Origin of the sequence: Halogeometricum borinquense DSM 11551, assembly GCF_000172995.2 — an archaeon.
Classification (GTDB): Archaea; Halobacteriota; Halobacteria; order Halobacteriales; family Haloferacaceae; genus Halogeometricum; species Halogeometricum borinquense.
Map to the genome: position 1 here is coordinate 499891 of NC_014729.1, position 24053 is coordinate 523943.

22 protein-coding genes are annotated in these 24053 nt (G+C 61.5%); 11 read left to right on the top strand and 11 right to left on the bottom strand.

Annotated elements, in window-relative coordinates:
- Nucleotides 1-8: 8 nt before the first annotated feature.
- A complete protein-coding gene (gene mutS / locus HBOR_RS02590; RefSeq protein ID WP_006055296.1) occupies nucleotides 9-2834 on the bottom strand; it encodes a DNA mismatch repair protein MutS in 2826 nt (941 codons plus the stop codon).
- Between the two features lie 245 nt (nucleotides 2835-3079).
- Between mutS and HBOR_RS02595 the strand changes: the two genes are divergently transcribed.
- The 4 genes from HBOR_RS02595 (at nucleotide 3080) to yciH (ending at nucleotide 7724) form a co-directional block, all read left to right on the top strand.
- A complete protein-coding gene (locus HBOR_RS02595) occupies nucleotides 3080-4054 on the top strand; it encodes an AAA family ATPase (RefSeq protein ID WP_006055295.1) in 975 nt (324 codons plus the stop codon).
- Between the two features lie 4 nt (nucleotides 4055-4058).
- The gene (locus HBOR_RS02600) at nucleotides 4059-5078 is read left to right on the top strand and encodes a DUF58 domain-containing protein (RefSeq protein WP_006055294.1); all 1020 of its coding nucleotides are present in this window, start codon (nucleotides 4059-4061) and stop codon (nucleotides 5076-5078) included.
- Nucleotides 5075-7312, top strand: a complete 2238-nt coding sequence (locus tag HBOR_RS02605) for a DUF3488 and transglutaminase-like domain-containing protein (protein WP_006055293.1) — start codon at nucleotides 5075-5077, stop codon at nucleotides 7310-7312. The genes HBOR_RS02600 and HBOR_RS02605 overlap by 4 nt, the downstream gene beginning before the upstream one ends.
- A 118-nt stretch (nucleotides 7313-7430) precedes the next feature.
- The gene (gene yciH, locus HBOR_RS02610) at nucleotides 7431-7724 is read left to right on the top strand and encodes a stress response translation initiation inhibitor YciH (RefSeq protein WP_006055292.1); all 294 of its coding nucleotides are present in this window, start codon (nucleotides 7431-7433) and stop codon (nucleotides 7722-7724) included.
- A gap of 130 nt (nucleotides 7725-7854) precedes the next feature.
- Here yciH and HBOR_RS02615 read toward each other — a convergent pair whose 3' ends face one another.
- The 8 genes from HBOR_RS02615 to HBOR_RS02650 form a co-directional block, all read right to left on the bottom strand.
- Complete coding sequence (locus HBOR_RS02615) at nucleotides 7855-8214, bottom strand: rhodanese-like domain-containing protein (RefSeq protein WP_006055291.1); 360 nt, start codon at nucleotides 8212-8214, stop codon at nucleotides 7855-7857.
- Nucleotides 8215-8276: 62 nt separating this feature from the next.
- Nucleotides 8277-8840, bottom strand: coding sequence for an NUDIX hydrolase (locus HBOR_RS02620; protein WP_006055290.1), 564 nt, complete (start codon nucleotides 8838-8840; stop codon nucleotides 8277-8279).
- 40 nt (nucleotides 8841-8880) lie between these two features.
- Nucleotides 8881-9345, bottom strand: coding sequence for a DUF5809 family protein (locus tag HBOR_RS02625; protein WP_006055289.1), 465 nt, complete (start codon nucleotides 9343-9345; stop codon nucleotides 8881-8883).
- A 164-nt stretch (nucleotides 9346-9509) separates the two neighbouring features.
- Nucleotides 9510-9935, bottom strand: coding sequence for a DUF5810 domain-containing protein (locus HBOR_RS02630; protein WP_013440460.1), 426 nt, complete (start codon nucleotides 9933-9935; stop codon nucleotides 9510-9512).
- A gap of 44 nt (nucleotides 9936-9979) precedes the next feature.
- Complete coding sequence (locus tag HBOR_RS02635) at nucleotides 9980-10351, bottom strand: HalOD1 output domain-containing protein (RefSeq protein WP_006055287.1); 372 nt, start codon at nucleotides 10349-10351, stop codon at nucleotides 9980-9982.
- Nucleotides 10352-10476: 125 nt separating this feature from the next.
- On the bottom strand, nucleotides 10477-13686 hold the full coding sequence (locus HBOR_RS02640; RefSeq protein ID WP_006055286.1) for a bacterio-opsin activator domain-containing protein: 3210 nt from the start codon (nucleotides 13684-13686) through the stop codon (nucleotides 10477-10479).
- Between the two features lie 42 nt (nucleotides 13687-13728).
- A complete protein-coding gene (gene rimI / locus HBOR_RS02645) occupies nucleotides 13729-14190 on the bottom strand; it encodes a ribosomal protein S18-alanine N-acetyltransferase (RefSeq protein ID WP_394295397.1) in 462 nt (153 codons plus the stop codon).
- Between the two features lie 233 nt (nucleotides 14191-14423).
- Entirely contained in the window at nucleotides 14424-16403 is a 1980-nt protein-coding gene (locus HBOR_RS02650; RefSeq protein WP_006055284.1) for an aconitate hydratase, read from the bottom strand.
- A 310-nt stretch (nucleotides 16404-16713) separates the two neighbouring features.
- Here HBOR_RS02650 and HBOR_RS02655 point away from each other — a divergent pair, with 310 nt between their 5' ends.
- From HBOR_RS02655 to HBOR_RS02680, 6 genes are all read left to right on the top strand, one after another.
- A complete protein-coding gene (locus tag HBOR_RS02655) occupies nucleotides 16714-17112 on the top strand; it encodes a hypothetical protein (protein ID WP_006055283.1) in 399 nt (132 codons plus the stop codon).
- 53 nt (nucleotides 17113-17165) lie between these two features.
- Entirely contained in the window at nucleotides 17166-17648 is a 483-nt protein-coding gene (locus HBOR_RS02660; RefSeq protein WP_006055282.1) for a deoxyuridine 5'-triphosphate nucleotidohydrolase, read from the top strand.
- Nucleotides 17649-17702: 54 nt separating this feature from the next.
- Nucleotides 17703-18719, top strand: a complete 1017-nt coding sequence (locus tag HBOR_RS02665; protein ID WP_006055281.1) for a PAS domain-containing sensor histidine kinase — start codon at nucleotides 17703-17705, stop codon at nucleotides 18717-18719.
- Nucleotides 18720-18886: 167 nt separating this feature from the next.
- Entirely contained in the window at nucleotides 18887-20116 is a 1230-nt protein-coding gene (gene pan2 / locus HBOR_RS02670; protein ID WP_006055280.1) for a proteasome-activating nucleotidase Pan2, read from the top strand.
- A 74-nt stretch (nucleotides 20117-20190) separates the two neighbouring features.
- Nucleotides 20191-20661, top strand: coding sequence for a pyruvoyl-dependent arginine decarboxylase (locus HBOR_RS02675; RefSeq protein ID WP_006055279.1), 471 nt, complete (start codon nucleotides 20191-20193; stop codon nucleotides 20659-20661).
- 131 nt (nucleotides 20662-20792) lie between these two features.
- On the top strand, nucleotides 20793-21173 hold the full coding sequence (locus tag HBOR_RS02680; protein WP_006055278.1) for a DUF5811 family protein: 381 nt from the start codon (nucleotides 20793-20795) through the stop codon (nucleotides 21171-21173).
- Nucleotides 21174-21221: 48 nt separating this feature from the next.
- Here HBOR_RS02680 and HBOR_RS02685 read toward each other — a convergent pair whose 3' ends face one another.
- Together HBOR_RS02685 and HBOR_RS20630 are read right to left on the bottom strand one after the other, a co-directional pair.
- Complete coding sequence (locus HBOR_RS02685) at nucleotides 21222-21485, bottom strand: hypothetical protein (RefSeq protein WP_006055277.1); 264 nt, start codon at nucleotides 21483-21485, stop codon at nucleotides 21222-21224.
- Between the two features lie 127 nt (nucleotides 21486-21612).
- Nucleotides 21613-21921: a DUF7835 family putative zinc beta-ribbon protein gene (locus tag HBOR_RS20630; protein ID WP_455429250.1), complete on the bottom strand. Its 309-nt coding sequence runs from the start codon at nucleotides 21919-21921 to the stop codon at nucleotides 21613-21615.
- Between the two features lie 260 nt (nucleotides 21922-22181).
- On the opposite strand from HBOR_RS20630, the gene HBOR_RS02695 reads away from it, so the two are divergent.
- Complete coding sequence (locus tag HBOR_RS02695; protein WP_006055275.1) at nucleotides 22182-23540, top strand: AlbA family DNA-binding domain-containing protein; 1359 nt, start codon at nucleotides 22182-22184, stop codon at nucleotides 23538-23540.
- Nucleotides 23541-24053: the final 513 nt, after the last annotated feature.

Consider the following 24053-nt stretch of genomic DNA (forward strand, 5'->3'; position numbering starts at 1 on the left):
TCTCCCGTTCAGTCGTCGAGTCGCTGTTTCAGTCGGTCGAGTGTGTTCAGGGCCTCCAACGGCGTCGTTCCAGCAACGTCGAGCGAGCGAATCTCGTCCAACACATCGTCTTCTGCGTCGGAGGTCACTCGGCCGTCGGTCTCCGTCGCTTCGATCCCATCGACGTACGCGGCGAGGGTGCCGTCTTTCGGTGCGGAGGTTGTGCCCTCCTGTTCGACCGGTTTGTTCCCGGTCTCGGTTCCGTCCTCGTTCCCGGCCCGTCGGCCATCCTGACCGTTCGTCGTCGCTTGGGTCGCGGTGGGTGAATCGCTTTCGGCGGCCTCGGCTGTTTCGACCGCTCTATCCGCCTGTCCATTGTCCGCCCCGTCGGCCTCTCGGATGTACTCTCGCGCACGTTCGACTACCGTGGACGGGACGCCAGCCAACTTCGCCACTTCGACACCGTACGACGACGACGAGGGACCGTCGGCAACGCGGTGCAGGAACGTCACGTCCGGTTCGCCGCTCTCGCGTTCGGTTTTCTCGACGGTGAAATGGAGGTTGAACGCCTCGGGAAGGCGCTCGCTGAGCGCAGTCAGGTCGTGGTAGTGAGTAGCGAACAGCGTCGTTGCGCCGACTTCGTCGTGAACGAACTCGGTCGTCGCGCGGGCGATGGCGAGACCATCCGTCGTGGACGTTCCTCGTCCGACTTCGTCCAAGAGGACCAGCGAGTCCTCGGTCGCGTTGTGGAGAATATCGGTCAACTCGGCCATCTCACGCATGAACGTGGACTGTCCGCCCGCGATGTCGTCGGAGGCTCCGACGCGGGTGAAAATGCGGTCGAGAATCGGTAGTCGCGCGGCCCGTGCCGGGACAAAACTTCCCGCCTGCGCGAGGATGGCGATTAGAGCGACTTGACGCATGTAGGTTGATTTCCCGCTCATGTTCGGCCCGGTGATGACCGCAACATGTCCGTCCGAAAAGTCCGCAGGATTCGGTACGAACTCGCCCTGCGTGCGTTCGACGACGGGGTGGCGACCCGCCTCAATTTCCACTGTGTCGGTCCCCATCTCCGGACGGACATAGTCGTTCGCGGCGGCCACGGCGGCAAACGTCGCCAACACGTCAAGCGTCGCAAGCGAGTCCGCAAGCGATTGGAGGCGTTCGACTTCCTCGGCAACATCGGCGCGAACGTTGGTGAACACCTCGTACTCCAAGGCGTCGGCCTTCTCTGACGCTGAGAGAATTTCGTCCTCGCGGCGCTTCAGTTCCGGCGTGTAGAACCGCTCTGAGTTCTTCAGCGTCTGCCGCCGGGTGTAGTCGTCCGGGACACTGTCGAGGTTCGGATTCGTCACCTCGATATAATAGCCGTGTACCTGATTGTATCCGACTTCCAGTGAATCGATGCCGGTCCGCTCTTGCTCCTGTTCTTCGAGGTTCGACACCCACTCGCGTCCCTCGCGTTCGGTGGCGCGAATCTCGTCTAACTCGTCGTCGAACCCCTCTCGGATCACGCCACCTTCCGTTATCTCCTGTGGCGGATCTGGTCGAATCGCTTCGCCGATGAGGTCGCGCACGTCCGCGAGTTCGTCCAGCGAGTCGCACAGGCGCTGGAGCGGATCAGTCTCCATCTCGGAGAGCGCCGATTTCACTTCCGGAACAGCGTCGAGCGTCGTCTTCAGCGCTCGTAAGTCGCGTGCGTTCGCTCGCTCGCGGGACACGCGCGAGACGAGTCGTTCGAGGTCGTACACTTCAGACAGGTGGTCTCTCACTGTCTCGCGGGCCAGCGGTCGGTCGATGAGTTCTCCGACGGCGTCGTGTCGGCGTCGAATCTCCCGTTCGTCTACGGAGGGGCGGCGAAGCCACGCCGTGAGACGGCGACGACCGAGGGCACAGGCTGTCTCGTCCAGCACGCCGACGAGGGTACGCCCGCCGCTCGGACTCCGCGACTCGAACAGTTCGAGACTGCGAATCGCCGTCGCGTCCAGTTGCAGGGACCGCTCTGGATCGTAACGACGGACGCGCGAAACATACTCAAGAGGTCCATCGTCGCCCTGCGTGTACTCGGCGTAGTCGAGGAGACCGCCGACAGCGCGCATCTCCGACTCGTTCTCGACGACCGATTCGGGAGCGGAGACGTACGCTGAGAGCGTCTCGCTCGCCCCATCGACGTCGAACGCCTCGGGGTCGGGGTTCGACACCAGCGTCTCGAATCCGAGTTCGAAGTCGGGCGCGTCGGCGGCAGAGAGCAGTTCTGCCGGGGCGAGGCGGTCCAGTTCCTCGCCGATTTCGTACGCTGACCCGCTTGTCACTTGGCACTCGCCCGTCGAGACATCTACCGTCGCCAGCGCGGTTTCGTCCCCGGATCCGGCGACTGCTCCGAGATACGTCGCTGTCGCGCCGGAGAGCAGTTCGTCGTCTACGACGGTGCCGGGCGTGATGACCTGCGTTACTGCACGGTCAACTAGTCCCGAGGCCTCCGAGGCATCCTCGACTTGGTCGGCGACGGCGACGCGATAGCCCGCGTCGAGGAGGGCTTCGAGGTAGGACGCGGCGTTGTCGATAGGGATTCCGGCCATCGGATACGTTCCCGTCGAATCTTCGCGTTTCGTCAGCGTCACCTCACAGACCCGGGCGACTTCCTCTGCGGCCTCGCAGAACGCCTCGTAGAAATCCCCGACCTGGAACATGACGATTGCGTCGGGGTGGGACTCACAGAGGTCGAGATACTGCGAGAGCATCGGCGTAAGTTCCTCGCGGGCCGCCACCATCTTCTGCGGCGGTCCCTCCGGTCGAGGAGCGTCGTCCGCCTGCGACGCCGCCTCGGGAACCGCCGTCCCGTCCGCGTGATTCATATCCAGTAGACGGCGACCGACGGACAAAAACGACCGGGAACGACGCCGATGATTCGGACGGCGTGTCCTCACGTCGGGCGACGAACTGAACTGGCGTCGGTACGACATGGTGATCGCCCACACCCCGCAAAGTTACGTGCGAGCGCTCCGTAACTGAACGCTGTGTGCGCGCGAGCCGTTACCAGGCGTGTCATGGAAGGGCGAGAGCCCCTTCGCCGGTTCGCCCACCTTTTGAATCCTCATACATGACTGACGCAGACGCCGTCCCTGACGCAACCCCGAAGGCATCAACCGTCTCCCCGCTCCCGGTCGAAGACGCCGCCGACCTCACGACGCGAATCACCGACAACGTCGAGCGCGTCATCGTCGGCCACCGGGACGCTATCGAGAACATCCTCATCGCCGTCCTCGCTCGCGGGCACCTCCTGTTGGAGGACGTGCCGGGTGTTGGCAAGACGATGCTTGCCCGCGCCGTGGCGATTTCGCTCGGCGGGTCGTTCAAGCGCGTGCAGTTTACGCCCGACCTCCTCCCGTCGGACGTGACTGGCGTGAACGTGTTCAACCAACAGACCCGCGAGTTCGAGTTCCAGCCGGGACCCGTGTTCGCCAACGTCGTCCTCGGCGACGAGATCAACCGCGCGCCGCCGAAGACGCAGGCCGCTCTCCTCGAAGTGATGGAAGAACAGCAAGTGACCGTCGATGGGGAGTCACACCGCGTTCCGGACCCGTTCACCGTCATCGCCACGCAGAACGACGTGGAACCGAACCGGACGTACGAACTCCCGATTGCCGAAATCGACCGTTTCATGAAGAAACTGCGACTCGGCTATCCCTCCGAAACACAGGAGACGGAACTGCTCGGCCGCGTCACGGGCGATCATCCGATCGACTCGCTGGACCCGGTCGCCTCCGTCGAAGACGTGTTGCAGGCCCGTCGAACCGTCTCGCAGGTGACGGTGCGTGAACCCGTCCGCTCGTACGTCTCCCGACTTGCGGGCTATACCCGCGAACACGCCCAACTGGGCGTGAGTCCTCGCGGCGGCATCGCGCTGGTCCGCGCTTCGCAGGCCCGTGCCGTCTTCGACGGGCGCGACTACGTCATCCCGGACGACGTACAGACCGAAGCACAAAGCGTCTGGGCGCATCGCATCCGAACCGACGGCGACGACACCGGAGCAGCAATCGTCGCTCGCGCGCTCGACAGAGTCGCGGTCGAGTAACCAGATGCGGCTCACTCGACGCGGCTACGCGGTCTGTGGGGTGGTCGCGACCGCCATCGCTCTCAGCATCGGCTTCGGTCCGCGGTCTCTCAACGCCATTGTCATCCCGGCGGTCGTCGCTTTGGCGGCCGCCATCTTGCAGGTCCGTCGCGCACCCGTGCCAGCGGTTGAACGGACCGTCCCGAACGACGACGTTCCGGACACTACGGGAACGGTCACGCTGTCGTTCGACACCGAGCGGTCGTATCCGGCGACGGTACTCGATGCGCTCCCCCTCGGTCTCGACGGCGACGCCGAGGGCGAGACGCTCGTCGGCGATGACCCCTTCGCCTACGAGGTGACGTACCGCAAGCGGGGCGAATACGAACTCGGCCCTGCGACTATCGTTGCCACCGACGTACTCGGGTTAGTCGAACGCGAACTGCTCGCTCCCGGTACCGACTCGGTGCTGGTGTTTCCGCGGGTCAGACGACTCTCGACGGCGGCCCGGCACGACCTCTGGTCGCTGTATGATGCCCAGATTTCCCCTCGACGCGAGGAGTTCGACGGTCTCCGCGAGTACGTCCGTGGTGACTCGCTCAGAGATGTTCACTGGAAGTCGACGGCGAAACGCGACGACCTCATCGTCAAGGAGTTCGTCGCGGAGACGGACGCATCGAGCGTCCACATCGCCGCCGGTGCCGCCCGAACCGCGAGCGACCGGATGGCTGAGGCGGCGGCCACGATCTGTCTCACGTTTGTCACGTCCGGTATCCCTGTCACGCTCTCGACGCCCTCTGGCGTCGTCGAAGCGACCGCGGGCGACGACCGACAACTGCTCGAACATCTCGCACGCGCCGACGGCGGTGCCGTTCCCGACGATGCCGCCGATGTCGTCATCACGGCGAGCGAAGCGGCCACCCGCGTCAGATACGGCGACAGCGAGACGACGTTCGAGATGCTCGTCGCGGAGACGGGGCGGGCGAATGGTCACTTCGCCGGCGGTCAGACAGGACGTGAACCGACAGGGGTGACGACCTCGTGAGTTCCGAGACGAGAGACACGAACGCTTCGTTTTCGATAGACGCCATCTCGGTACCGCGTGCCGTCGCTCTTGTCGGCGTCCTCGTCCTCACGTGGTCGTACGTGAGCGTACTCTACTACGTCACGAACGTGGTCGGCGGCAGTTCCCAACTGCTGTTTGTCGTCGTGGGGTCGCTCGCACTTGCCACGCTGGTCGGCTCTTTCGTCAGCGTCCGAACGGCACTTGGTGTTACTGCCGTCCTCTTAGTCGGCGGCTTCACCGTCTACGTGTTCACGCTTCCGCAGAGCCAACTCGAACTCCTGACGCCGGCGCGCCTGCTCTCAGACACTGTCGCACTGCTCACCGGACTGTCCATCCTCCGACTCACCGGCGCTGGCGTGTGGGCGATGGCCGTCGCTCCCGGCCCGGTGTTTCTCTCGTGGTACCTTGCCGTTCGTCGCCAGTACGTGTGGGGTGTCGCCGTCGGCGGCGTCGCCCTCGGCCTGTTTGTTCTCACGAGCGACGCCGGACAACTGACCACGCTCGTCGGCGTCGCTGGCGGGACAGTCACGGTCGCAGCGTCAACGTTCGAGCGCTACGGCGCGGGCATCGCCCAGTTGGACGTGATGTCGATGGTCCTCGCGGCGATGATCGTTCTCGCGGCCACTATCTCCGTGGTCCCCGGTGCAGAAGGGTCTCCGCTGCTCCCGGACCGGGGTTCACCCACGGTCGAGGGGAGTCTCGTCAACTCTCCGGACCGCTTGAATATCGTCGGGAGCATCCGACTCTCGCCGAACGTCCGCTTTACGGTCAACAGTCCGCAGTCGTCGTACTGGGAGACGGCCGCGTACGACAGGTACACCGGCGACGGGTGGATTAGAACGGGGAGTACGGACCCCTACAACGGTCGTTTGCGCGGCCCGGTTGGTGCCTCACAGACCGTCCAGCAGCAGGTGACGGCGAAAGGGACTATCTCTATCCTTCCGGCCGCGTGGAAACCGGTTCGCATTGACGGCCCTCTCGCCTCCGAGGCGGAAGTGACCGCGCAGGGGAACCTGCGGCCAACCACCTCGTTGCGCGAAGGCGAGTCCTATCGCGTCACGAGCGAAGTTCCGATCTACACCACGGCGCAACTGCGACGCTCTGGGACGAACTACCCCGACGATATCGAAGCGGCGTACCTCCAACTGCCAGACAGCACATCCGACCGGGTTCGCGCCCGTGCCGCTGCAGTCACCGCCGACGCGGACAACCCGTACGACAAAGCGGTCGCCATCGAGCAGACGCTGGAGGCCGAAAAGCGCTACTCGCTGTCGGTGCCACAGCCATCGGGCGATATCGCCGACTCGTTCCTGTTCGAGATGGACGCGGGATACTGCACCTACTACGCGACGACAATGGTCGTCATGCTCCGGTCGCAAGGTGTTCCCGCGCGGTTCGTCACCGGATACACGCCCGGCCAACAGGTGAGTGAGAACGAGTACGTCGTCCGCGGACTCGATTCGCACGCGTGGGTCGAAGTCTACTTCGAGGACGTTGGATGGGTTCGGTTCGACCCGACGCCTTCGGGGCCACGGCAAACCGCCGAAAACGCCCGCGTTGCCGAGGCCAGACAGAACGGTGAACCCAACGTCGATGTGGGCGGGTCCGAAGAGACGGCGACGCCGACACCCACGCCAACCACTACTACGGCGGCTAACGGCACGGAAGACGACACGAACAATACGCCGACGCCGTCCGACGCACTCGAACCCAGTGGTAGTGGCGTGAACGCGACTCCGCCGCCCGGATCAGTTCCCGGGCTGGGGTCTTCCGTAACGTCAGCCGGTGGCGGCTTGTCAGGTCCGGATCTCCCGCCGCAACGCACGTTCGCGCTCGGCCTCGTCGCACTGATCGGACTCGTCGCCGGGGCGAGACGGACGGGAGTAACCGAACGCGCGTACCGGGCGCTGTGGCTTCGGTATCAGGGGACGCGACGCACGCCGGAAGACGACACGATTCGGGCGTATCGCCGACTCGAATACGTGCTCGAACGTCGGTATCGCCCACGACGGACGGGCGAGACGCCGCGCACGTATCTCCAGTCGCTCTCCCGCGTCGGTCTCGATGCGGACGTAGCGCGCGTCGGTGAAGCGTACGAACGCGCTCGGTACGGCGATGGCGTCGCGCGCGAGACAGCCGACGATGCTATCGCCACCGTGGACCGACTGGTTCGAGAAACGACGCCGCTTCTCGGCCGGCTTTCACAGCGGTGAGGCCGTCAGTGGTGCGACTGTCTAGTCGCACACATCGTCTCATCGCCTGACGCGACTGTGTATTTCGCACGGATTCCCGATACTGTTTAATATCCCCATCCTGTACGTTCAGATTGTAATGTCGGAAGTCTGCTCGACGTGCGGGCTCCCTGAGGAACTCTGCGTCTGCGAGGACGTTGCCAAAGAGTCTCAGGAGATCACCATCCGCATCGACGAGCGCCGCTACGGAAAAGAGGTAACGGTCATCGAAGGGTTCGACCCAAAAGACGTCGATATGGACAGCTTGTCCTCCGACCTGAAGTCGAAGTTCGCCTGCGGCGGGACGGTGGAGGACGGTTCCATCGAACTCCAAGGGAATCACACCGGACGCGTGGAGGACTTCCTCCGCAACAAGGGTTTCAACGTCGCCTAACAGACCGTTACTTCTCGAACACCGAGCGGTTTTCGTCCCTACTTTCACTCTCGTGACTGACGAGTTCGGCGTCGTCGTCTCGACGAGCTATCCCCTCTCTCGGTAGGGGGTCTCAGTACGTCAACTAGGATCAGAACGGCGCTTCCGGCCCCTCGTCGGGTTCGGCCGCTGTCTTCTGTTCTTCTAACGGACCCTCCCACGCTTCGAGTCCACCGCGCATGCTCTCGACGCGCGCGTCGGCTGTTCCCTCGTAGGATTTGATGAGGCGGGCCGCTTGGATGCTCGCTTTGCCGTGCGGACACACAGTGACGATGCGGTCGGCACCCTCAAGCGATGCAACGCGGTCGGGTAACTCCGCGAACGGAACGTTCTCGCTGCCGGGGATGTGAAACCGGGCGAACGAACCGGGAGACCGGATGTCAACGACGCGCGGTGGGTCCTCGCTGTCGAGTAACGACTCGACTTCCGAGGGGTCAATCTCGTCGTCCATACCCGGTGGAAACGGACGCCGAGAGATAAGCGTGCGGGTGCGTGGTCGGTTCAGCCGCTCGCTTAGAGCAAGCCCTCTTCGCGTGCGAGGAGCACTCCTTCGAGAGTGGCGTCGTTCGTCGGTTGCTCCCGCGATACCTTGACGGCTTCTTCGACGGGCACCGTGTGGACCGAGAGGAATTCGTTGTCGTCTAAGTCGCGTTCAACCGGTGTGAGTCCCTCGGCGAAGACGAATCCGCGTCGGTGTCTGAGAACGCCGGTCGAACACCAGCACTCTTCCAGTACCGAACTGCTCGTCGCGTCGAATCCTGTCTCTTCACGTAGTTCGCGCTCGGCGGCTTGCGTGTAGGATTCGCCGCCCTCGACGATACCGGCGGGCAGTTCCAGTTGCGTCTGTCGAATCGTCGGGCGATACTGCTCGACAAATATCACCTGCCCGTCTTCAACTGCAATGACGACGACTGCCGTGGCCAGTTCCGCCCAGTAGTAGCGCTTCGTGCTCCCGTTCGGTTGTTCGACGAGGTCGTAGCCGCCCGTGAACCACCCCGTTTCGTACTCGACCGCTGACTCCAGTACGGGCCACTCGGGATCCGGCAACGACTCGTGACGGCGTCCGTCTCCGTTCATTGTCTCCCGTTCGGGTCGCCCGATGCTTAATCCGCCGGGTTCAGTCTTCGTGCTTTGTCTCCCCGTGTTCCGTCTTCGAATCACCGTCTTCGAATCGCGGGCGATAGATTCGACTGAACGCCTGTCTGCGGAGGGTTCCAACTGCCGCGTCGCGTTCGTTCTGGAACGTTGCGGCGACGGCGACATCCGCGAACGGGGCGGCGTGCCAGACGACGCGTTCGACGTTGGGACTGCCGAGTTGCGTCACCTCGTACGCTGGATGGTCGTCGGTCCACGCGTCGAACTCCTCGTGTGCGCCGACGTGGACGGCAAGTCGTTCGGCGAACAGGACGTTTCGCGCCGTCTCGACTACCTCTCCAGTAACGCGCTCTTGGTACTCCTCGCGGTCGAATGACATGGCCCTCGCCGTCTCGCGGACGATCTGTTGAGCGGTCGGACCGGACGCCTCAAACGCCTCGCGCGCCTCGCGTTCGCTCTCGGGAGCGAGTGTACCAAGTATCTCCATACGGCTACCTGACTCGCGAGGCGACGAACGCCTTTCGGTCGTGGGTCGTGAGTCGCTAGTCGCCAGTCGTCGGCCGTGAGTCGGCAGTCGTCAATCGTCGGCCGTGAGTCGGCAGTCGTCAGCGACGCGTCCGTTACGATATGCTGTCCTGCTCTCTGCGACCGTTACGCCTCGTCGCCCTCGTCGGCGTCGTCTGCATCCCCGTCGCTGTCTTCCAGCATCTCCCGCGTCAACGCCTGTGCCTCCTCGATAACGGCTTGCGCGTCGGCGTCGAGCGAGTCACGCCGTCCGGAACGTGGTATATCCATCTGCTCGGGTGTACCGGTGTCGTCACCGAACAAGGAGTCGTGGTCGTGTCCGGCGTGGTCGTGGACCGTATCCTCGAACACGGCTTCGTACTCCGCCTCCTCGGCTAACTCGGTCACGCGGGCGGCGAGTTCGTCGGGACTCGATGACGACCACTCGGGGACGTGTTCGTCCAACCATGACTCGTGTTCGGCGCCGTGTGTCATCGCCGTGAACGCGAGATGGTTTGCGAGGTGCTCTCCGTCCTGTTGCGGCACGTCACAGACGGGACAGGCGTAGCCCATGCTCATGCGTTACAGAGCGCAGTACAAGGGTCGTACGGTCCGAGCTATAGGTTCGCCAGCGTCGAAGGATCCTCGACGACGACGACACCGTCCTCCGAGATGGTGACGTTGTAGCCGACGTACGTAAATCGGACCCGTGACTGCGCTGCGCCGTCTGTGGACGGGTATCCGCCGTCCGTCGCGGGGCGGCCGCGACTGCGCGCTGGTTCGAACAGACTCTCTAATGCGTCGGGGTCAACGATGGAACCGACTGGCGGTAGCGTCATTGCATCGTCCGGGTTGCCCGTCCACGCCTCCGCAGCGGCGCGGGCGATAGTAACTGCAAGACAGTCCTCTCCGTTCCAGTCGTGTTGAACGACAACTCTCGACCGCTCCTTTACGTCTCGTCCTGTCCCTTCCGTTGTTGTATCATCCATGGGTCATCCCGTCGGCCCCCACGCCGACAGACACTACTGGGCGTTCTGGGCTAATAGTCGTCATCTCTACTATCGTATACTGTCTCTCCGTAGACTTTCTATTCGAATAGTATGACAGATATTTGTCAGTCTAAAATGAGTTCGATCAGTTTGCGCTCTGCGGCTCGGAGGTGGTACTGAAAGGTCGGCGAGGAGACATCGAACGCTTCCGAGAGCGTCGAGACGGATGTCTTGCGCGGCCAGTCGTACAGTCCTCCGTGGAGTGCGGCCGAGATTGCTTCTCGCTGTCGTTCGGTCCACACTTCGTCGAGGCGCGCTCGGAAACTCCCGACCGAGTCGGTCGGTTCCGTGAGCGTTCGACGAGCAGCGAGCGTCGTCCGGGAGTACGTTGCGGCGAATGCGTCCACGACCGACCGCACGCTTACATCCGAAGGAATCGTCAGCGACACTGTACAGACGCCGTTTTCGGCCACCATCTCGCGGAGTCTGCCACGTCCAGCGTACACTGTCTCGAACGGCGTCGTGTCCGCCGGCTGGACCTCATAGAGGTGTTCGTCGTCGTCCTCATCGGTGAGTTCGCGGGCGAGCGTTCCCGGCGGAAGGGCGTCCCGCACGGCGTTCTTCGGCGCGGCAGTTCGGACGAACGTCCGGTAGTCGCCCTCTGCTGTCGGGACGACACCGGTCACCGTCGCCGTCTCGCCGGTTGCCGTCGAGAGACGGACCAAGAAATGCTGGTCGTCTCGAATCTCTAATTCAACTTCGGTTTGCCGCTCGTCAAGAATCGGCTGTGTCCGCCCGAGACGGTCGATAACTGCTCCTAACGTCTCTCCGAGTTCGACCAGTACGTCGCCGTCCTCTCCGGCGAACGTGTCCGGGCGCGTGCCGTGAACGACGAGAAGTCGGTCGTTACCTGCGGGGACGACGGCGATGGACCGAAAGCCCTGTGCGAGGGCGTCCCGGCGATGCGGTTCCCACGCTGGGTCGTCCAATACGTCATTTACGACCGCACGTCGGCCCGTCGAAGCGACTCGTGAGAGCAACTCGGGGAACGGCGATGTCTGCGCCGCTTCGGTGAGCCGGGCTGCATAGCTGTCTTCGACGCCTGTCGTCGTCATGGGCACCACCCTGTCGTCGCTATTTGCTTCTTCGGGGGCCTCACAGAGCCACGCGAACTGGTACGGTTCGGCTTCTACTAACCGTTCACACGCCCGCGCTGTCGCCTCTTCTGTCGTGGTCGCATGGACGACGGAGCGCGTCACCTCTCTGACCGTTCGGTTGATACGGTTCAACTGCGTCAGCCGCTCGTTTTGCTGTTCGAGTTGCTGGTCCCTGCTTCGCAGCGCCTGCTTCGTCTCGACGCTTCCTAGCAACTCTCCCATCGTCGCTGCCAGCAGGCCGAGCATCTCGGCGTCGGTCTCCCGGATTGTCGCACCCGATAGCCGCTCGACAGCGAGGACGCCGTACTGACCCACTGGCACGAACTGGACCGTTGTTCCCTCCTCAACGCGCACCATTCGCTCCTCGGTGAAAGCAACCCAGCAGGGATCGTTCTCGGACTCGACAGGGGCGTCGCGGTTCACGCCGTCCGACTGGTACCGCCCTCGGTCTACTTCGTCCGACTGCGGGTGTCGTTCGAGTGTCCGCGTCGTGGCGTCATAGTCGAAAAAGGCGGCCCGACAGGGATCAAACAAGCTGTGACAGCCTTCGATAGTTCGCGTCACGACGGCGTCGGCGTTGTCGGCCTGCGCCATCTCGCGCGTCCGTTCGTGGAGCATCGTGAGCGACCGCTCGCGGTGACGTCGCTCGGTCACGTCGCGGGCGACGCCGACAGTGCCGACGAACTGATCCGTCTCTTCGTCCACAATCGCTGAAAAGTGCGTCTCGATCCACACCTCGGTGCCGTCGGGTAGTTCCGCTTTGAACTCCATCCGCTTTGGCTCGCCTGTTCGTGCGGCCTCCGCTTGGATGAGGGCGCTTTCGGCAGCGGTGTCTTCGTCGATAAGCTCGGTGGTGTGCATGCCGATGAGCGATTCTTGTTCGCGGCTGAACATCTCCGCGAACGCTTGGTTGACCTGCACGATGTGCTGGTCGGAATCCAGTGCGTACACACCGTCATCGGCCGCCTCGACCATCCGCTCGTATCGAAGCAGTTCCATCTCGCGCTCGGTCCGGTCAGTTATGTCTGCGAAGTAGACCGAAAGCCCCGCCTGCGAGGGGTACGCCTCCACCTCGTACCAGCGGTCGTGCGGTGGGAAGTACGACTCGAACGACACCTTTTCGCCGGTCTTGACCGCCTTTTCGTACCGTTCGCGGAACGGTTTGACAGCGTCGCTGTCGAACAGATCCCAGTAGTTCGTCCCGACGACTTCGCTGGCGGCCGTGTCCAGCAGTCGCTCGGCCTCTGGATTCATGTACGTCACACGCCAGTCGTTGTCCAGACCGATGAGGCCCTGATCCATTCGGCTGAACATCTCTTCTAACGTCGTCCGGAGCGTCTCGCGTTCGATGACCGCCGCGATGAGTGCGGCGACGTTTTCGGTGAATCTGGCGTCAGTCTCGTCGAACGCGCCGCTCTCCGAACTGTGAACTGTAAGCACACCCCATGGTTCGGTGCCACCCCCGACGACGACACTTAACTCGCTGCCGGCATCGAGGTGAGCAGTCAGTTCTGTCGTCTCGCTCGACAGGTCGTTTTCGACGACTGGCTCTCGGTTCGTGAGTGCCCGTCCCGGCCCGGAGTCGAGTCCGACGGCGACGCCGCCGACGTAGACTTGCGGCCAGCCTTTGGCGGCGACAATCGACAGGTCACCGTGTTCAGGGCGCGACTGGAGGAGAGCGGCCCGCCCGGCATCGAGCGTTTCGGTAACGATTTCGACGGTTTCGGCGAACACTTCCTCTCGCGCCGGCCCGGAGAGCGCGAACGCGCCGAGATCTGAAAGCGCTCGCTGTTGTCTGTCGAGTTGCGCCCGCTTTTTGTCCGTCCGATAGGAGTCAGCGGCCGCCTCCATCCGGTTGGCTAACCACGTCGCCTCCGCATCCACTCCCCGGACGGCGAGATAGTCTACGACATCCGTCGAGAGTGCGATTTCTGCGATACTGTCCTCTCTGTCACCGATCAGCAAAACGGGGACAGCGGCGGCCTCAGGATCGAAATCCCCCGACGAGACGACTTCCATGGTGGCGAGGATACAGTCTGTGGCCTCGAAGACGGTCGAATTTCCCTCGGGTTGTTCGACCCACCTGAGCGTTGCGTCGTCGAACGCCGCCTCGAATCGCTCGGTATGGAACCGGGATGGCAACGTGCCGACGACCAAGACGGTGTACGAGTCGGTCACTGCCGAGTACTGCGACCCCGAGAAGTATCACCTTATCGCAGGTTAGTCCTGCCACGCATCCACGTCGAGAACCATAAGCAGGGCGTCCTCACCATCTGCGTAGTAAGACGGGACTCGTCGCGCGGGTTCGAAGCCCATCTTACGGTACAGCGACAGCGCCGGTTCGTTGCCGACGCGGACTTCGAGTTTGACGAGCGCGGCCCCGGAGAACGAAAGCGAGACGAGTCCACGCTGGAGGAGACGGCGGCCGAGACCGATACCGCGCGCCTCCGGCGTGACGGCGATATCTTTGATGTGGCCGAGGTCTCGCCCGTGATTTGGCATCACGTCCGCGACGATGTAGCCGACGACGTTCCCCTCGTTGACGGCGACGAGAAAGCCCGGTTCGTCGAGAAATGACTCGAACGCCGTGTAGGGCCACGGCTCGGTAAAGCAGGTCTTCTCGATACCCAACACTTCGAGCAGGTCGGCACGCTCCGCGCGACGAATCGTCACGTCCGACAACGAGTCGCCCGACTCGGAACCGGGTTCGGATTCGCTCGTCTCGTCGTCGGTGTTCACCTCGCGCTCTGGTCCCGGAGAGGTCACTTTTCGTTGGTACGCCCGGTGCGTGCAAAAGTTCAATGGTCGTTCGTGTGCGAAGACGCCGCTTACCAATGCTGCCGCAGTGCCTTCGTGAAGCGCACTGCTATCGCTCGGCGGATCGCGTCGAAAAAACGTAGCGTGTTGTGTGTCGCTTAGTCGTCCGCGGGCGTCGCGCCGCTACTGCCCTCTTGCTCGTACTGCTCTTTCGTGAGGCGGAGCTTGCCACCCGCAGAGAGGATACGACGTTCGCGCTCGGAGGCGTCCAGCTGTGCCGTGGCTTCCCAGTCGTCGTTCACGCGGATGGTGAACTCCTCTTGACCGGATTCGACGGCCGCTGCAACGTCCGTGACGACTTCGACGTCGTCGCCCTGCTCGATCTTCTCGTACGTCTCCTCGTCGATTGCGAGGGGGAGAATACCGAAGTTGAACAGGTTCGCCTTGTGGATGCGGGCGAACGACTGCGCCAGCACAGCCTCGATACCGAGGTACTGCGGGCACATGGCGGCGTGTTCACGCGAGGAACCCTGACCGTAGTTCTCACCTGCGACGAGGACACCGCCGTCGGCGTCCATCGAGCGCTGTGCGAACGTATCGTCCACGCGCGAGAGCGTGAACTCGGAGAGCTTCTCGATGTTCGAGCGGAACTTGAGGATGTCCGACGTGGCCGGAATGATGTGGTCCGTCGTGATGTTGTCGTCCATCTTCAGGAGCGCTTCGCCCTGAATGTCCGCTTCGAGCGGCTCGCCAATCGGCGCGTTGCCGATGTTCGGACCCTTGATGAGTTCGTCGTCAACGGCCTCATCAGGCGAGATGAGGTCGGCTTTCGAGCCGTCGTACTTGTCGGGGAGTTCGACGCCGGGCGCTTCGAGGTCGTCGAGTTCGTCGGCGAGGTCGCGCGGATCGACGATTTCGCCTTTGAGCGCCGCGGCAGCGGCGACTTCCGGCGAGCAGAGATAGACGTTGTCGTCCTCGATACCGGAGCGACCCTCGAAGTTGCGGTTGAACGTCCGCAGAGAGACGGAGTCGGAGGCGGGAACGTGACCGATGCCGATACAGGCACCACACGTCGCCTCGGAGAAGTTGACACCGGCAGCCATCATTTCGGCAGCCCAGCCCTGACGGGCGAGGATCTCGGAAGCCTGCTTCGAACCGGGTGCGACGATCATCTCCGTCTTCTTGTTCACTTCGCGGTCTTCGAGCATCTTCGCGGCCGGAAGGATGTCCTCGTAGCCACCGTTCGTACAGGAACCGACGATAACCTGCTCGACGGACTCGCCCGCAACCTCGCGGACGGGTACGACTTTGTCAGGCATCGACGGGCAGGCGATGAGCGGTTCGAGATCCGAGAGATCGACGACGATTTCGTCGGCGTACTCGGCGTCCTCGTCGGGCGAGAGTTCGACGTACTCGTCCTCACGACCCTGTCGTGCGAGGTAGTCTTTGGTCTCCTCGTCCGTCGGGAAGATGGACGAGGTGGCACCGAGTTCCGTACCCATGTTCGTGATCGTCGTTCGCTCGGGGACGGTGAGCGTCTCGACGCCCGGGCCGGTGTACTCGAACACCTTGCCGACGCCACCCTTCACGGAGAGACGGCGGAGCAGTTCGAGGATGACGTCCTTTGCGGTGGCCCATTCGGGGAGCTCACCTTCGAGACGGATGTTGACGACTTCCGGCATCTCGACGTAGTATGCGCCGCCACCCATGGCGACGGAGATGTCGAGGCCACCCGCACCGATTGCGAGTTGACCGAGGCCGCCGGGCGTCGGCGTGTGGGAGTCCGAACCGAGGAGCGTCTTGCCGGGTGCGGCGAAGTTCTCCTTGTGGACGTTGTGACAGATACCGTTGCCGGGACGGGAGAAGTGAGCACCGTACGTCCCTGCCGCAGAGCGGAGGAAACGGTGGTCGTCGGTGTTCTTGAAGTCGAACTGGTACGTCTGGTGGTCGCAGTACTGCGCCGCCAGTTCAGTCTGCACTTCGTCGAGTTCGAGCGCCTCGAACTGCAGCCAGACCATCGTACCGGTTGTGTCCTGTGTGAGGACCTGATCGATCTCGATTCCGATCTCCTCTCCGGGTTCGAGTTCCCCTTCGACGAGGTGGTCATCGAGAATTTTTTCCGTGAGCGTCTGTCCCATAACGTCCCGATTTCGACTGTCTACGATTATAAATCCCGCGTGTTTGAGGTCAGACGTATGTTCATTATATGCATATTCTGACCTACATGGACAATAGTGAACGTGGACGAGGGCAGGCGATTCGTTTTTCGGATCATGTCAAATTACGGATTAGTGTCTCCTTTCTCGGTTGCAGACTCACGGAAGCGACCCGCGAAAATATTCAGACGCTTCGGTACTGTTGTGGCATCATCCACCCAAAATCGGCCATTCTGGCTCGACTGTTTGTTGGAACAAAACAAGTATTACGGACAAACGCAACCAGTGTCTCATGGATGACTCTCTCGTAGCGAGAGTGTGGGGGGACGTCACCGAACGCGTTGGTGACGACCTACGAGCAGTCACACAGTACGAGGCGACATCGTTCGCGACTCGAATGCGGGAGGATCTTCGAGACGTGTACGATGCCGACGACAACCAGACGATAGTGGACGATACGATCGTCACGCTATTGAGCGGCCGTGACAGCGAGCGAACGCTCGAAACCGGTGAGTTTCGCGCATTCGTTCGCGTATTCGACGACGCGTGGATTCTCACGTGGGTCGATGGCCTGCCGAAGAAGTCCGGGTTCCTCATCTCCATCGAACGAGACGGAGAAACGGCGACGATGAACGACGTAGAGTGGTGTATTCAGTATCTGGACGAAGAGATTGAACCGCTGATAGAGTGACTTCGTCGCGTCCAGAACGATAGCACTTTGCCTTTCCTCGAACCCACTCCGGTATGTTTCGATCCGGTTCGTTCGTTGCCGACCACGTGGAACCGATAGCTGACTCGCAAGTTCAACCGAACGGCGTCGATCTGACGCTCGACTCGCTTTACGAGCAGGTTTCGCCCGGACGGCTCGGCGTTGACGGCAAAGAAATCGGCGACAGAGAACCCGTCTCAGCGGATTCGGACGACGGCTCGTACGTCCTCCCGCCCGGTGGGTACATCCTTCAGTACGCCGAGACAATTCACATTCCCGAGGGCCACGTCGGCTTTCTCTATCCCCGGTCGTCGCTCATGCGCAACTCCTGTATGCTCAACACGGCTGTCTGGGACGCCGGATACGAAGGGAAAGGAGAGGGTCTGTTGCAGGTTCACCACGACATCGAACTCGAACCCGGCGCGCGAATTGCTCAACTCGTCCTCGCGCGCGGGAACCACGATGATGTGTACGACGGGAGCTATCAGGGCGAACGAGTCAACTCCCCCGAAAGATAGATTCGGGTTCGGCTCGTTCGTACTCCCAGCTTGTCAGATGGCGGCCGCTACGCAATGACCGAAACTCCAACAGAGATCTACCGGTCGATCTTCCACGAGACGCCGAATCCGACTGTCATTACGGACGAGTCGTTCTCTATCGTCGATGTCAACGAAGCCTGTCTGGAGTTTACGGGATACACCCGCGAGGAGATTCTCGGGTCGCCGCCGCTATTTCTCGTGAACGACTCGCAGACGTACGAGGAGATGGTGGACACGTTGGCCGCCGGGGAACCGTGGGAGGGTGAGATCGAAGCCGTGACCAAGTACGGCGAACGTGTCTTCGGTTACGGTGCAACGTTCCCGCTCATAACCGATGGCGAACTCGTCGGTTACGCGGGTATCTTTATCGACCTCTCGGAACGCCGCCGGAGCGAGCAGACCGTCAGCGTCCTTAACCGCGTCCTTCGACACAACATCCGCAACGACGCGAACGTCATCGGAGGCGTCCTTTCGACGATCAAACATGCCGTTTCGGGCGTCGAACGCGAACTCGTCGAGAAGGCACTGGAGCGAATCGAGCGACTGCTCGACAGAGCCGAGACCGCCCGTGACCTCCACCAACTTCTCGAACGGTCTTCGACTGCTCTCGTACCACGGGACCTCTGTAACGTGGTCGAAACGACCGCCCCGAAACTAGTCGATGAACGGACGACGCTCCATCTCGATGTACCCGACGATCCTGTCTGGATTCTCGCAGACGACGCACTTTCACGCGGTGTCGCCGCCGTCGTGGAGAATGCGGTCGAGTACAATCAGGACGCTTCTCCAATGATCTGGATTCATGTGGAGACGACGCCGGACGAGGTCGTGTTGACCGTCGAAGACAACGGTCCCGGTATCGAACCCGAACAGGCTGAGTTCCTGTTCGGTCAATGTGAAGACTCCCAACTTCGGCACGGGCAGGGTCTCAGCTTATTCTTCGTCGACCGACTGCTCGACTTCTACGGTGGGTCGGTCACGTACCGCCCGCGCAGTCCGACTGGCTCGATCTTCGAGTTGCGGTTCCGCCACGTCTCCCGGCCGACGTGATGCTCCCGGCTCCGGGAACGCTATCCGTTCACAATAACTCGGTCAACGACAGGCGTTTCGCCCCCGAGAGAGGCACTCGACGCCGATATCGTCGTTACTACAGCCGTCACAAAACATTCGGGCTACCCAAAGGCACATTTATGCGCACCTCCAAGCCCCGTTAGCAGATGTCCAGAAGCCCTTCGCTTCCCGAACGTCCTCGGCTTGACCTCGATCCCGAGATGTCGGATGCCGAGCGCCTGTCTGCACTTCGGCAGCACTTCGAGCGTCTCAGAGAGGTCAACCGAGAACTCGACGACCGTCTGACGGAGGCGACAGACCGTCGTGATGATCTCCAGTCTGAAGTCGATCAACTCAAGCGTCGTAACGAGACGTTGAAAACTTCGTCGCTGTACATTGCGACGGTCGAGGAGGTCACCGACGATGGCGTCGTCATCAAGCAACACGGCAACAACCAAGAGGTCCTGACGGACACGTCGCCTCACCTCGAATCGCAGGTCGAAGCGGGCGACAGAGTGGCCATCAACGACTCCTTTGCCATCCAGACCGTCCTTGACGACGAAACGGACGCCCGCGCGCAGGCGATGGAAGTCGATGCGTCGCCCGACGTGACGTACGACGACATCGGCGGTATCGACGACCAGGTGCGCGAGGTGCGCGAGGCAGTCGAGGACCCGCTCTCGAACCCCGAGATGTTCGCAAAAGTCGGTGTCGAGCCGCCGTCCGGTGTCCTCTTACACGGACCGCCGGGAACCGGCAAGACGATGTTGGCGAAGGCTGTCGCCAACGAGACGGACGCGACGTTCATCAAGATGGCCGGATCCGAACTCGTCCGGAAGTTCATCGGTGAGGGTGCCCGACTCGTCCGCGACCTCTTCGAACTCGCCGCCGACCGCGAACCCGCGGTCATCTTTATCGACGAAATCGACGCCGTCGCCTCCAAGCGCACGGACTCGAAGACCTCCGGCGATGCCGAAGTCCAGCGGACGATGATGCAGTTGCTCAGTGAGATGGACGGTTTCGACGACCGCGGCGAGATTCGCATCATGGCCGCGACGAACCGCTTCGACATGCTGGACGAGGCTATCCTCCGTCCGGGCCGGTTCGACCGCCTCATCGAGGTGCCGAACCCCGACCCCGAGGGCATCGTGAAGATTCTCGAAATCCACACGCGCGAGATGAACATCGCCGACGACGTGGACTTCGAGGAACTGGCCGAGGAACTCGACGGCCAGTCCGGTGCGGATATCGCCTCGTTGACGACCGAAGCGGGGATGTTCGCCATCCGCGACGACCGTACTGAGGTTCGCCGCGTGGACTTCGACGACGCCATCGAGAAGATGCGCGACGCCGAGGACTCGCGCTCGATTCCGGGGCACACCGACTACCAGTACTAACTGGACATCGACATTCGTCGCTCTCCGACGGTCGTTTCGTAACTCCTTATTCTCCGCGGCGACGTTCTCCGACGATGAACACGATCTACGTCGTTCGCGGTGTGGGAACCGCCCCTACCGAAATGGCGTCGTACGACGCTGCACTCGCCGCCGCCAACATCCACAACTACAACCTCGTCGCTGTCTCTTCTGTCATTCCCGCCGACACCACGGTGGAGGAAGTAGACACCGCACCCGACCTTGGTCCGGCAGGCAACCGCCTCACCGTTGTCGAAGCGCGCGCGACGACGAGCGACGCGGGAACCGTTTCGGCCGGACTCGGATGGACGGTCGGTCCCGGCCCGGGACTGTTCTACGAGGCGTCCGGCGCGGACGCCGAGGAGGTCCGTCACGCTATCGAGGCGGGACTCAGTTCTGGTCGGAACCTCCGAGATTGGCAGTTTGACAACGAACGCGTCACAACGACGACGGCAGACGCCGACGGCGAGGGATACACGACTGCCATTACCGTGGCCGCGTACGGACAGAGCGAACCGATTTTCTGAGGACGACTAACGGCTTTCTGATTTCGTCTCTCTCGGCTGAGTCCATCGACTAGCGACGATTTCGACCGCATTTCTGAAGCTTCCGACGGCTTTATCTGCGGCGTTCCCGTAGGGTTGATGACTCATTCCTCATGAACGGAAACAACCCCTACGCGGGTGCTCCCGGTGTGGTAGATGCAGGTCGCCCGGAGGAGTCCGAACTTTCCACGGCGCAGGTTCGGCGACTTCGTGAGGCCGTCGCCGGTATCGTCACGCGGACGCAGACGTACCTCCCAGAAGGCTACGCTGTGGGTTCGGAACTCTCCTACGGGTCCAACGGCCCGCAGGCGACTGTTGCCGTCCACCCGCCGGTCGGTCGGCCAATCAGCGCCGGATTCACGCCGGACGAGGAGGATCTGGACTCGGGACTCACTGAATCGGACCGCGACGAGGTGGCTCAGGGACTCGCTGCCTCCGCGGCGTTTCAGGTGATGAACGCTGTCGGCGACGAGTTGACGCCGACCGCTCGGTAATCCACGTCTGCTCCGTTTTGGCCGTCACGATAGCCGCGTCTACAACTTTTAATCCGCGTCGTGCAGTCGAGTGTGTGAGGACTCACAGACGCTACTGCCCGATAGCGGCGGATCCACGAACAGGCCGTATACCAACATCGCCACCGACGGCAGCCCGCCGAGACTGACGCCGAAAGCGACGCGGATGTCGGTGATTACGGCCACGAGGATGCCGAGAAGCATCGGGAGCGGGAGGAGTGCCAACAACCAGTCGTACCGCGATTCGACTGCTGGAACGATAGTCTCACCAGTGGGGCGTTTACTGACACTCATCCGTACTCACCTCGTTCCCGAATACGGACGGTTCCGTAGTAAAGATTACGCCGAACCCGCCGGTTCCTTCGGGGAGACGTGTCGATACGTTACGGAAAACCTCCGAGGATTGGACGCCACGCTTCGTTCAGCGGATTCGCTCCGCTACTGTCACCGCGCAGTACTTGCAACGGTACACCCGGTACGGCGTTCGGGAGTACGCCTTGTTCACCTCGCGCACGCCCTCTCTCGTCTCGCGTTCTTGCACTCTGACGGCGACTTCGTGTTCCCGTTCGCCGCCACACCGGTCGCACTCTCTGACGACCGCTTCGGGGACGCCTGCGTCGGTGTCGTGACCTTGGTACGCTATGGTGACGTGGCGTACACCGACATGCGTGCTATCCGTTATCGCTGACGAGGCGAGTGTCAGCGTCCAGTGATAGTTCCGGGAGATTATGAGAGAGCCGTAGAACGGGGGACCGACCGCTCGCCCGACAGATTTGTGTCGTTCTTTCGCATGTCTTACTGCTTCTCACACCCGAGAGCTAGTGGCTACCGTGACGCGAGTCGCATACCGACGATCAACTCCAGTTCCGAGTAAATGCGTTTTGTCGATACGAACCGCAACATCAGTGGGTCTAGTTCTATCCCGACAACGTGCCTGATTCGGAGTGCTGAGGGGAGATTTTATTACTCTCTGACAGTACCGGACGTATTATGTCATCCTCTGACACCGCTCACTGGTCTGAGACACTGCGTGTGATGTTGAATGCGTCTTCCACGACAGACTCCGAAGTGACCGCCTTTATCGACGAGACGATACCGGATGGAGAGAACAAACTGTACGACAACAAGCGCCAAGCGTTCATCCATGCGGATAGCAGTGACCAAGGCAAGGAACGGAATTTCCGATTATTGAAGCACATTTGTGCCCTTGCGAACACCCGTGGAGAGCAACGGTACAGGTACCTCTTCATCGGATTCGGTGACTCTGGGGGCTTCATCGGTGCCAGTGATTGGGACGCTAACGGCGGGGAGCACGTGGTTGAAGTCGATGAAGCTCGTGTTCAGGACCTCCTTTCGGATAGTCTTGACCCGGTTCCTGAGGTTGAGCGCACTGTGCTCACTCAAGATGACAACACTGCTGCGGTACTCTCGGTTCGGAGGTCGGATTCTCCACCAGTATTGTTTGACACCTCGATAACCACGAGTGGGGGTGCGACCACATTAGTGAAGAGCGGAGTTGGCTACGTGAGGAAGGGCTCACAGTCGCGCCCAATGCGTAATTCGGACTATAGAGTCATCATCGAACGCCGGGAAGACCTCGTGAACGAGAAGATTGAGGAAGCGCTCGGTGGGTTGCAGAGGATGGTTGGAATCTCCTCGGACCAACTTGAGAATCTGGAGATATCGGCGACATCAAGCGACGAGGGCGTCCCTATCGACGAAATTGTGACGACAGAAGGTTACAGTGACCTCAACAAGCGACTATCCCTATCTGTTAAGGAGTGGAATTCAAGCGGCGAGCTCTACTCGTCGCGCGGGGCTGTGTACACGATGTTGAAGCGACGCGATGAGCTGGAACTGGACAACGAAAGGTGTGAATTCCTTGCGTGGAGTACCTTGAACAACAATTTCCCGCCAACTGAGTGGATTATCCACCACGAAAATGACTTAGAGGATAGTTTGCTCAGCTTCTACCAAGCCCAACTGAATGGCCGCATGATATCCGTATTTGAGGCGGTCAACTATATGTTAGAGAATGAAAGGGTACTACGCGCCATCAGCGACGATGGCAGTATGGATTTCCAGTCATCCAAGGCAGACACCTACCTTGACTCAATAACGGACCCGCCGGTGGAAAAGATTGAGGACCTCACGGCAAGACGGAACCTGAATATCACCGGCCACGATTACCCAATTACCGATATCGTCACCTCTGGTGGCCCAGTCGAAACGGGGCTGGAAGAAGTGGTTGACCGCCTAATCAGCGATGATGAAAGTAATGACAGGAGCATATTACGAGACATCGAATATACTAGGCTGGCGCAATACGTGAGTTCGGACCCAGAGTAACACGCGTTCTCATCTGTGGATGTCATTCCGAGGGCGGGCAATAGCTCACTTTACACCGGCGATAGGGATACACAGTCAGCCGTTTCTATACTGTCCGGGAGGGCGTGCTTCGTAGTTGTTTAACAACTAAGCAGATGGCCACGGCGGTATCGGCTGAAACCGCAGAAAACTGCCGTTTGAGTCGCACCCCGGACTCAAAACACAGAAAGACCGAACTAACATCGACACGGAGTGGAAACAGAAGTACGTACGTACTCATTCCACTTCTATAACCAGAACGACAACGACAGTGGTGGTTGACTGGCTGACAGGCAACCACTTGGTCATCGGGGCGGGCCGACTATCTCCCGCCCCTCCCGTGTATACCGTACTGACGAGTGCGTAGGACAATTGTGGGACGGCTCAAAGCGCGTTTCCGTACTGCGGATAGCGAGGGAGGCCCCGCCGACCGCCTCCTCGGCGGAAAAAGTAAATATCGCTGGCTGAAATTATCGTTATCACCGTATTCTGATG

Excerpts from the sequence above, each read along its gene's own strand:
- mutS (WP_006055296.1), bottom strand. The coding sequence starts at position 2,834 with ATGAATCACGCGGACGGGACGGCGGTTCCCGAGGCGGCGTCGCAGGCG.
- HBOR_RS02595 (WP_006055295.1), top strand. The coding sequence starts at position 3,080 with ATGACTGACGCAGACGCCGTCCCTGACGCAACCCCGAAGGCATCAACC.
- HBOR_RS02600 (WP_006055294.1), top strand. The coding sequence starts at position 4,059 with ATGCGGCTCACTCGACGCGGCTACGCGGTCTGTGGGGTGGTCGCGACC.
- yciH (WP_006055292.1), top strand. The coding sequence starts at position 7,431 with ATGTCGGAAGTCTGCTCGACGTGCGGGCTCCCTGAGGAACTCTGCGTC.
- HBOR_RS02615 (WP_006055291.1), bottom strand. The coding sequence starts at position 8,214 with ATGGACGACGAGATTGACCCCTCGGAAGTCGAGTCGTTACTCGACAGC.
- HBOR_RS02620 (WP_006055290.1), bottom strand. The coding sequence starts at position 8,840 with ATGAACGGAGACGGACGCCGTCACGAGTCGTTGCCGGATCCCGAGTGG.
- HBOR_RS02625 (WP_006055289.1), bottom strand. The coding sequence starts at position 9,345 with ATGGAGATACTTGGTACACTCGCTCCCGAGAGCGAACGCGAGGCGCGC.
- HBOR_RS02630 (WP_013440460.1), bottom strand. The coding sequence starts at position 9,935 with ATGGGCTACGCCTGTCCCGTCTGTGACGTGCCGCAACAGGACGGAGAG.
- HBOR_RS02635 (WP_006055287.1), bottom strand. The coding sequence starts at position 10,351 with ATGGATGATACAACAACGGAAGGGACAGGACGAGACGTAAAGGAGCGG.
- HBOR_RS02650 (WP_006055284.1), bottom strand. The coding sequence starts at position 16,403 with ATGGGACAGACGCTCACGGAAAAAATTCTCGATGACCACCTCGTCGAA.
- HBOR_RS02655 (WP_006055283.1), top strand. The coding sequence starts at position 16,714 with ATGGATGACTCTCTCGTAGCGAGAGTGTGGGGGGACGTCACCGAACGC.
- HBOR_RS02660 (WP_006055282.1), top strand. The coding sequence starts at position 17,166 with ATGTTTCGATCCGGTTCGTTCGTTGCCGACCACGTGGAACCGATAGCT.
- HBOR_RS02665 (WP_006055281.1), top strand. The coding sequence starts at position 17,703 with ATGACCGAAACTCCAACAGAGATCTACCGGTCGATCTTCCACGAGACG.
- pan2 (WP_006055280.1), top strand. The coding sequence starts at position 18,887 with ATGTCCAGAAGCCCTTCGCTTCCCGAACGTCCTCGGCTTGACCTCGAT.
- HBOR_RS02675 (WP_006055279.1), top strand. The coding sequence starts at position 20,191 with ATGAACACGATCTACGTCGTTCGCGGTGTGGGAACCGCCCCTACCGAA.
- HBOR_RS02680 (WP_006055278.1), top strand. The coding sequence starts at position 20,793 with ATGAACGGAAACAACCCCTACGCGGGTGCTCCCGGTGTGGTAGATGCA.
- HBOR_RS02685 (WP_006055277.1), bottom strand. The coding sequence starts at position 21,485 with ATGAGTGTCAGTAAACGCCCCACTGGTGAGACTATCGTTCCAGCAGTC.
- HBOR_RS02695 (WP_006055275.1), top strand. The coding sequence starts at position 22,182 with ATGTCATCCTCTGACACCGCTCACTGGTCTGAGACACTGCGTGTGATG.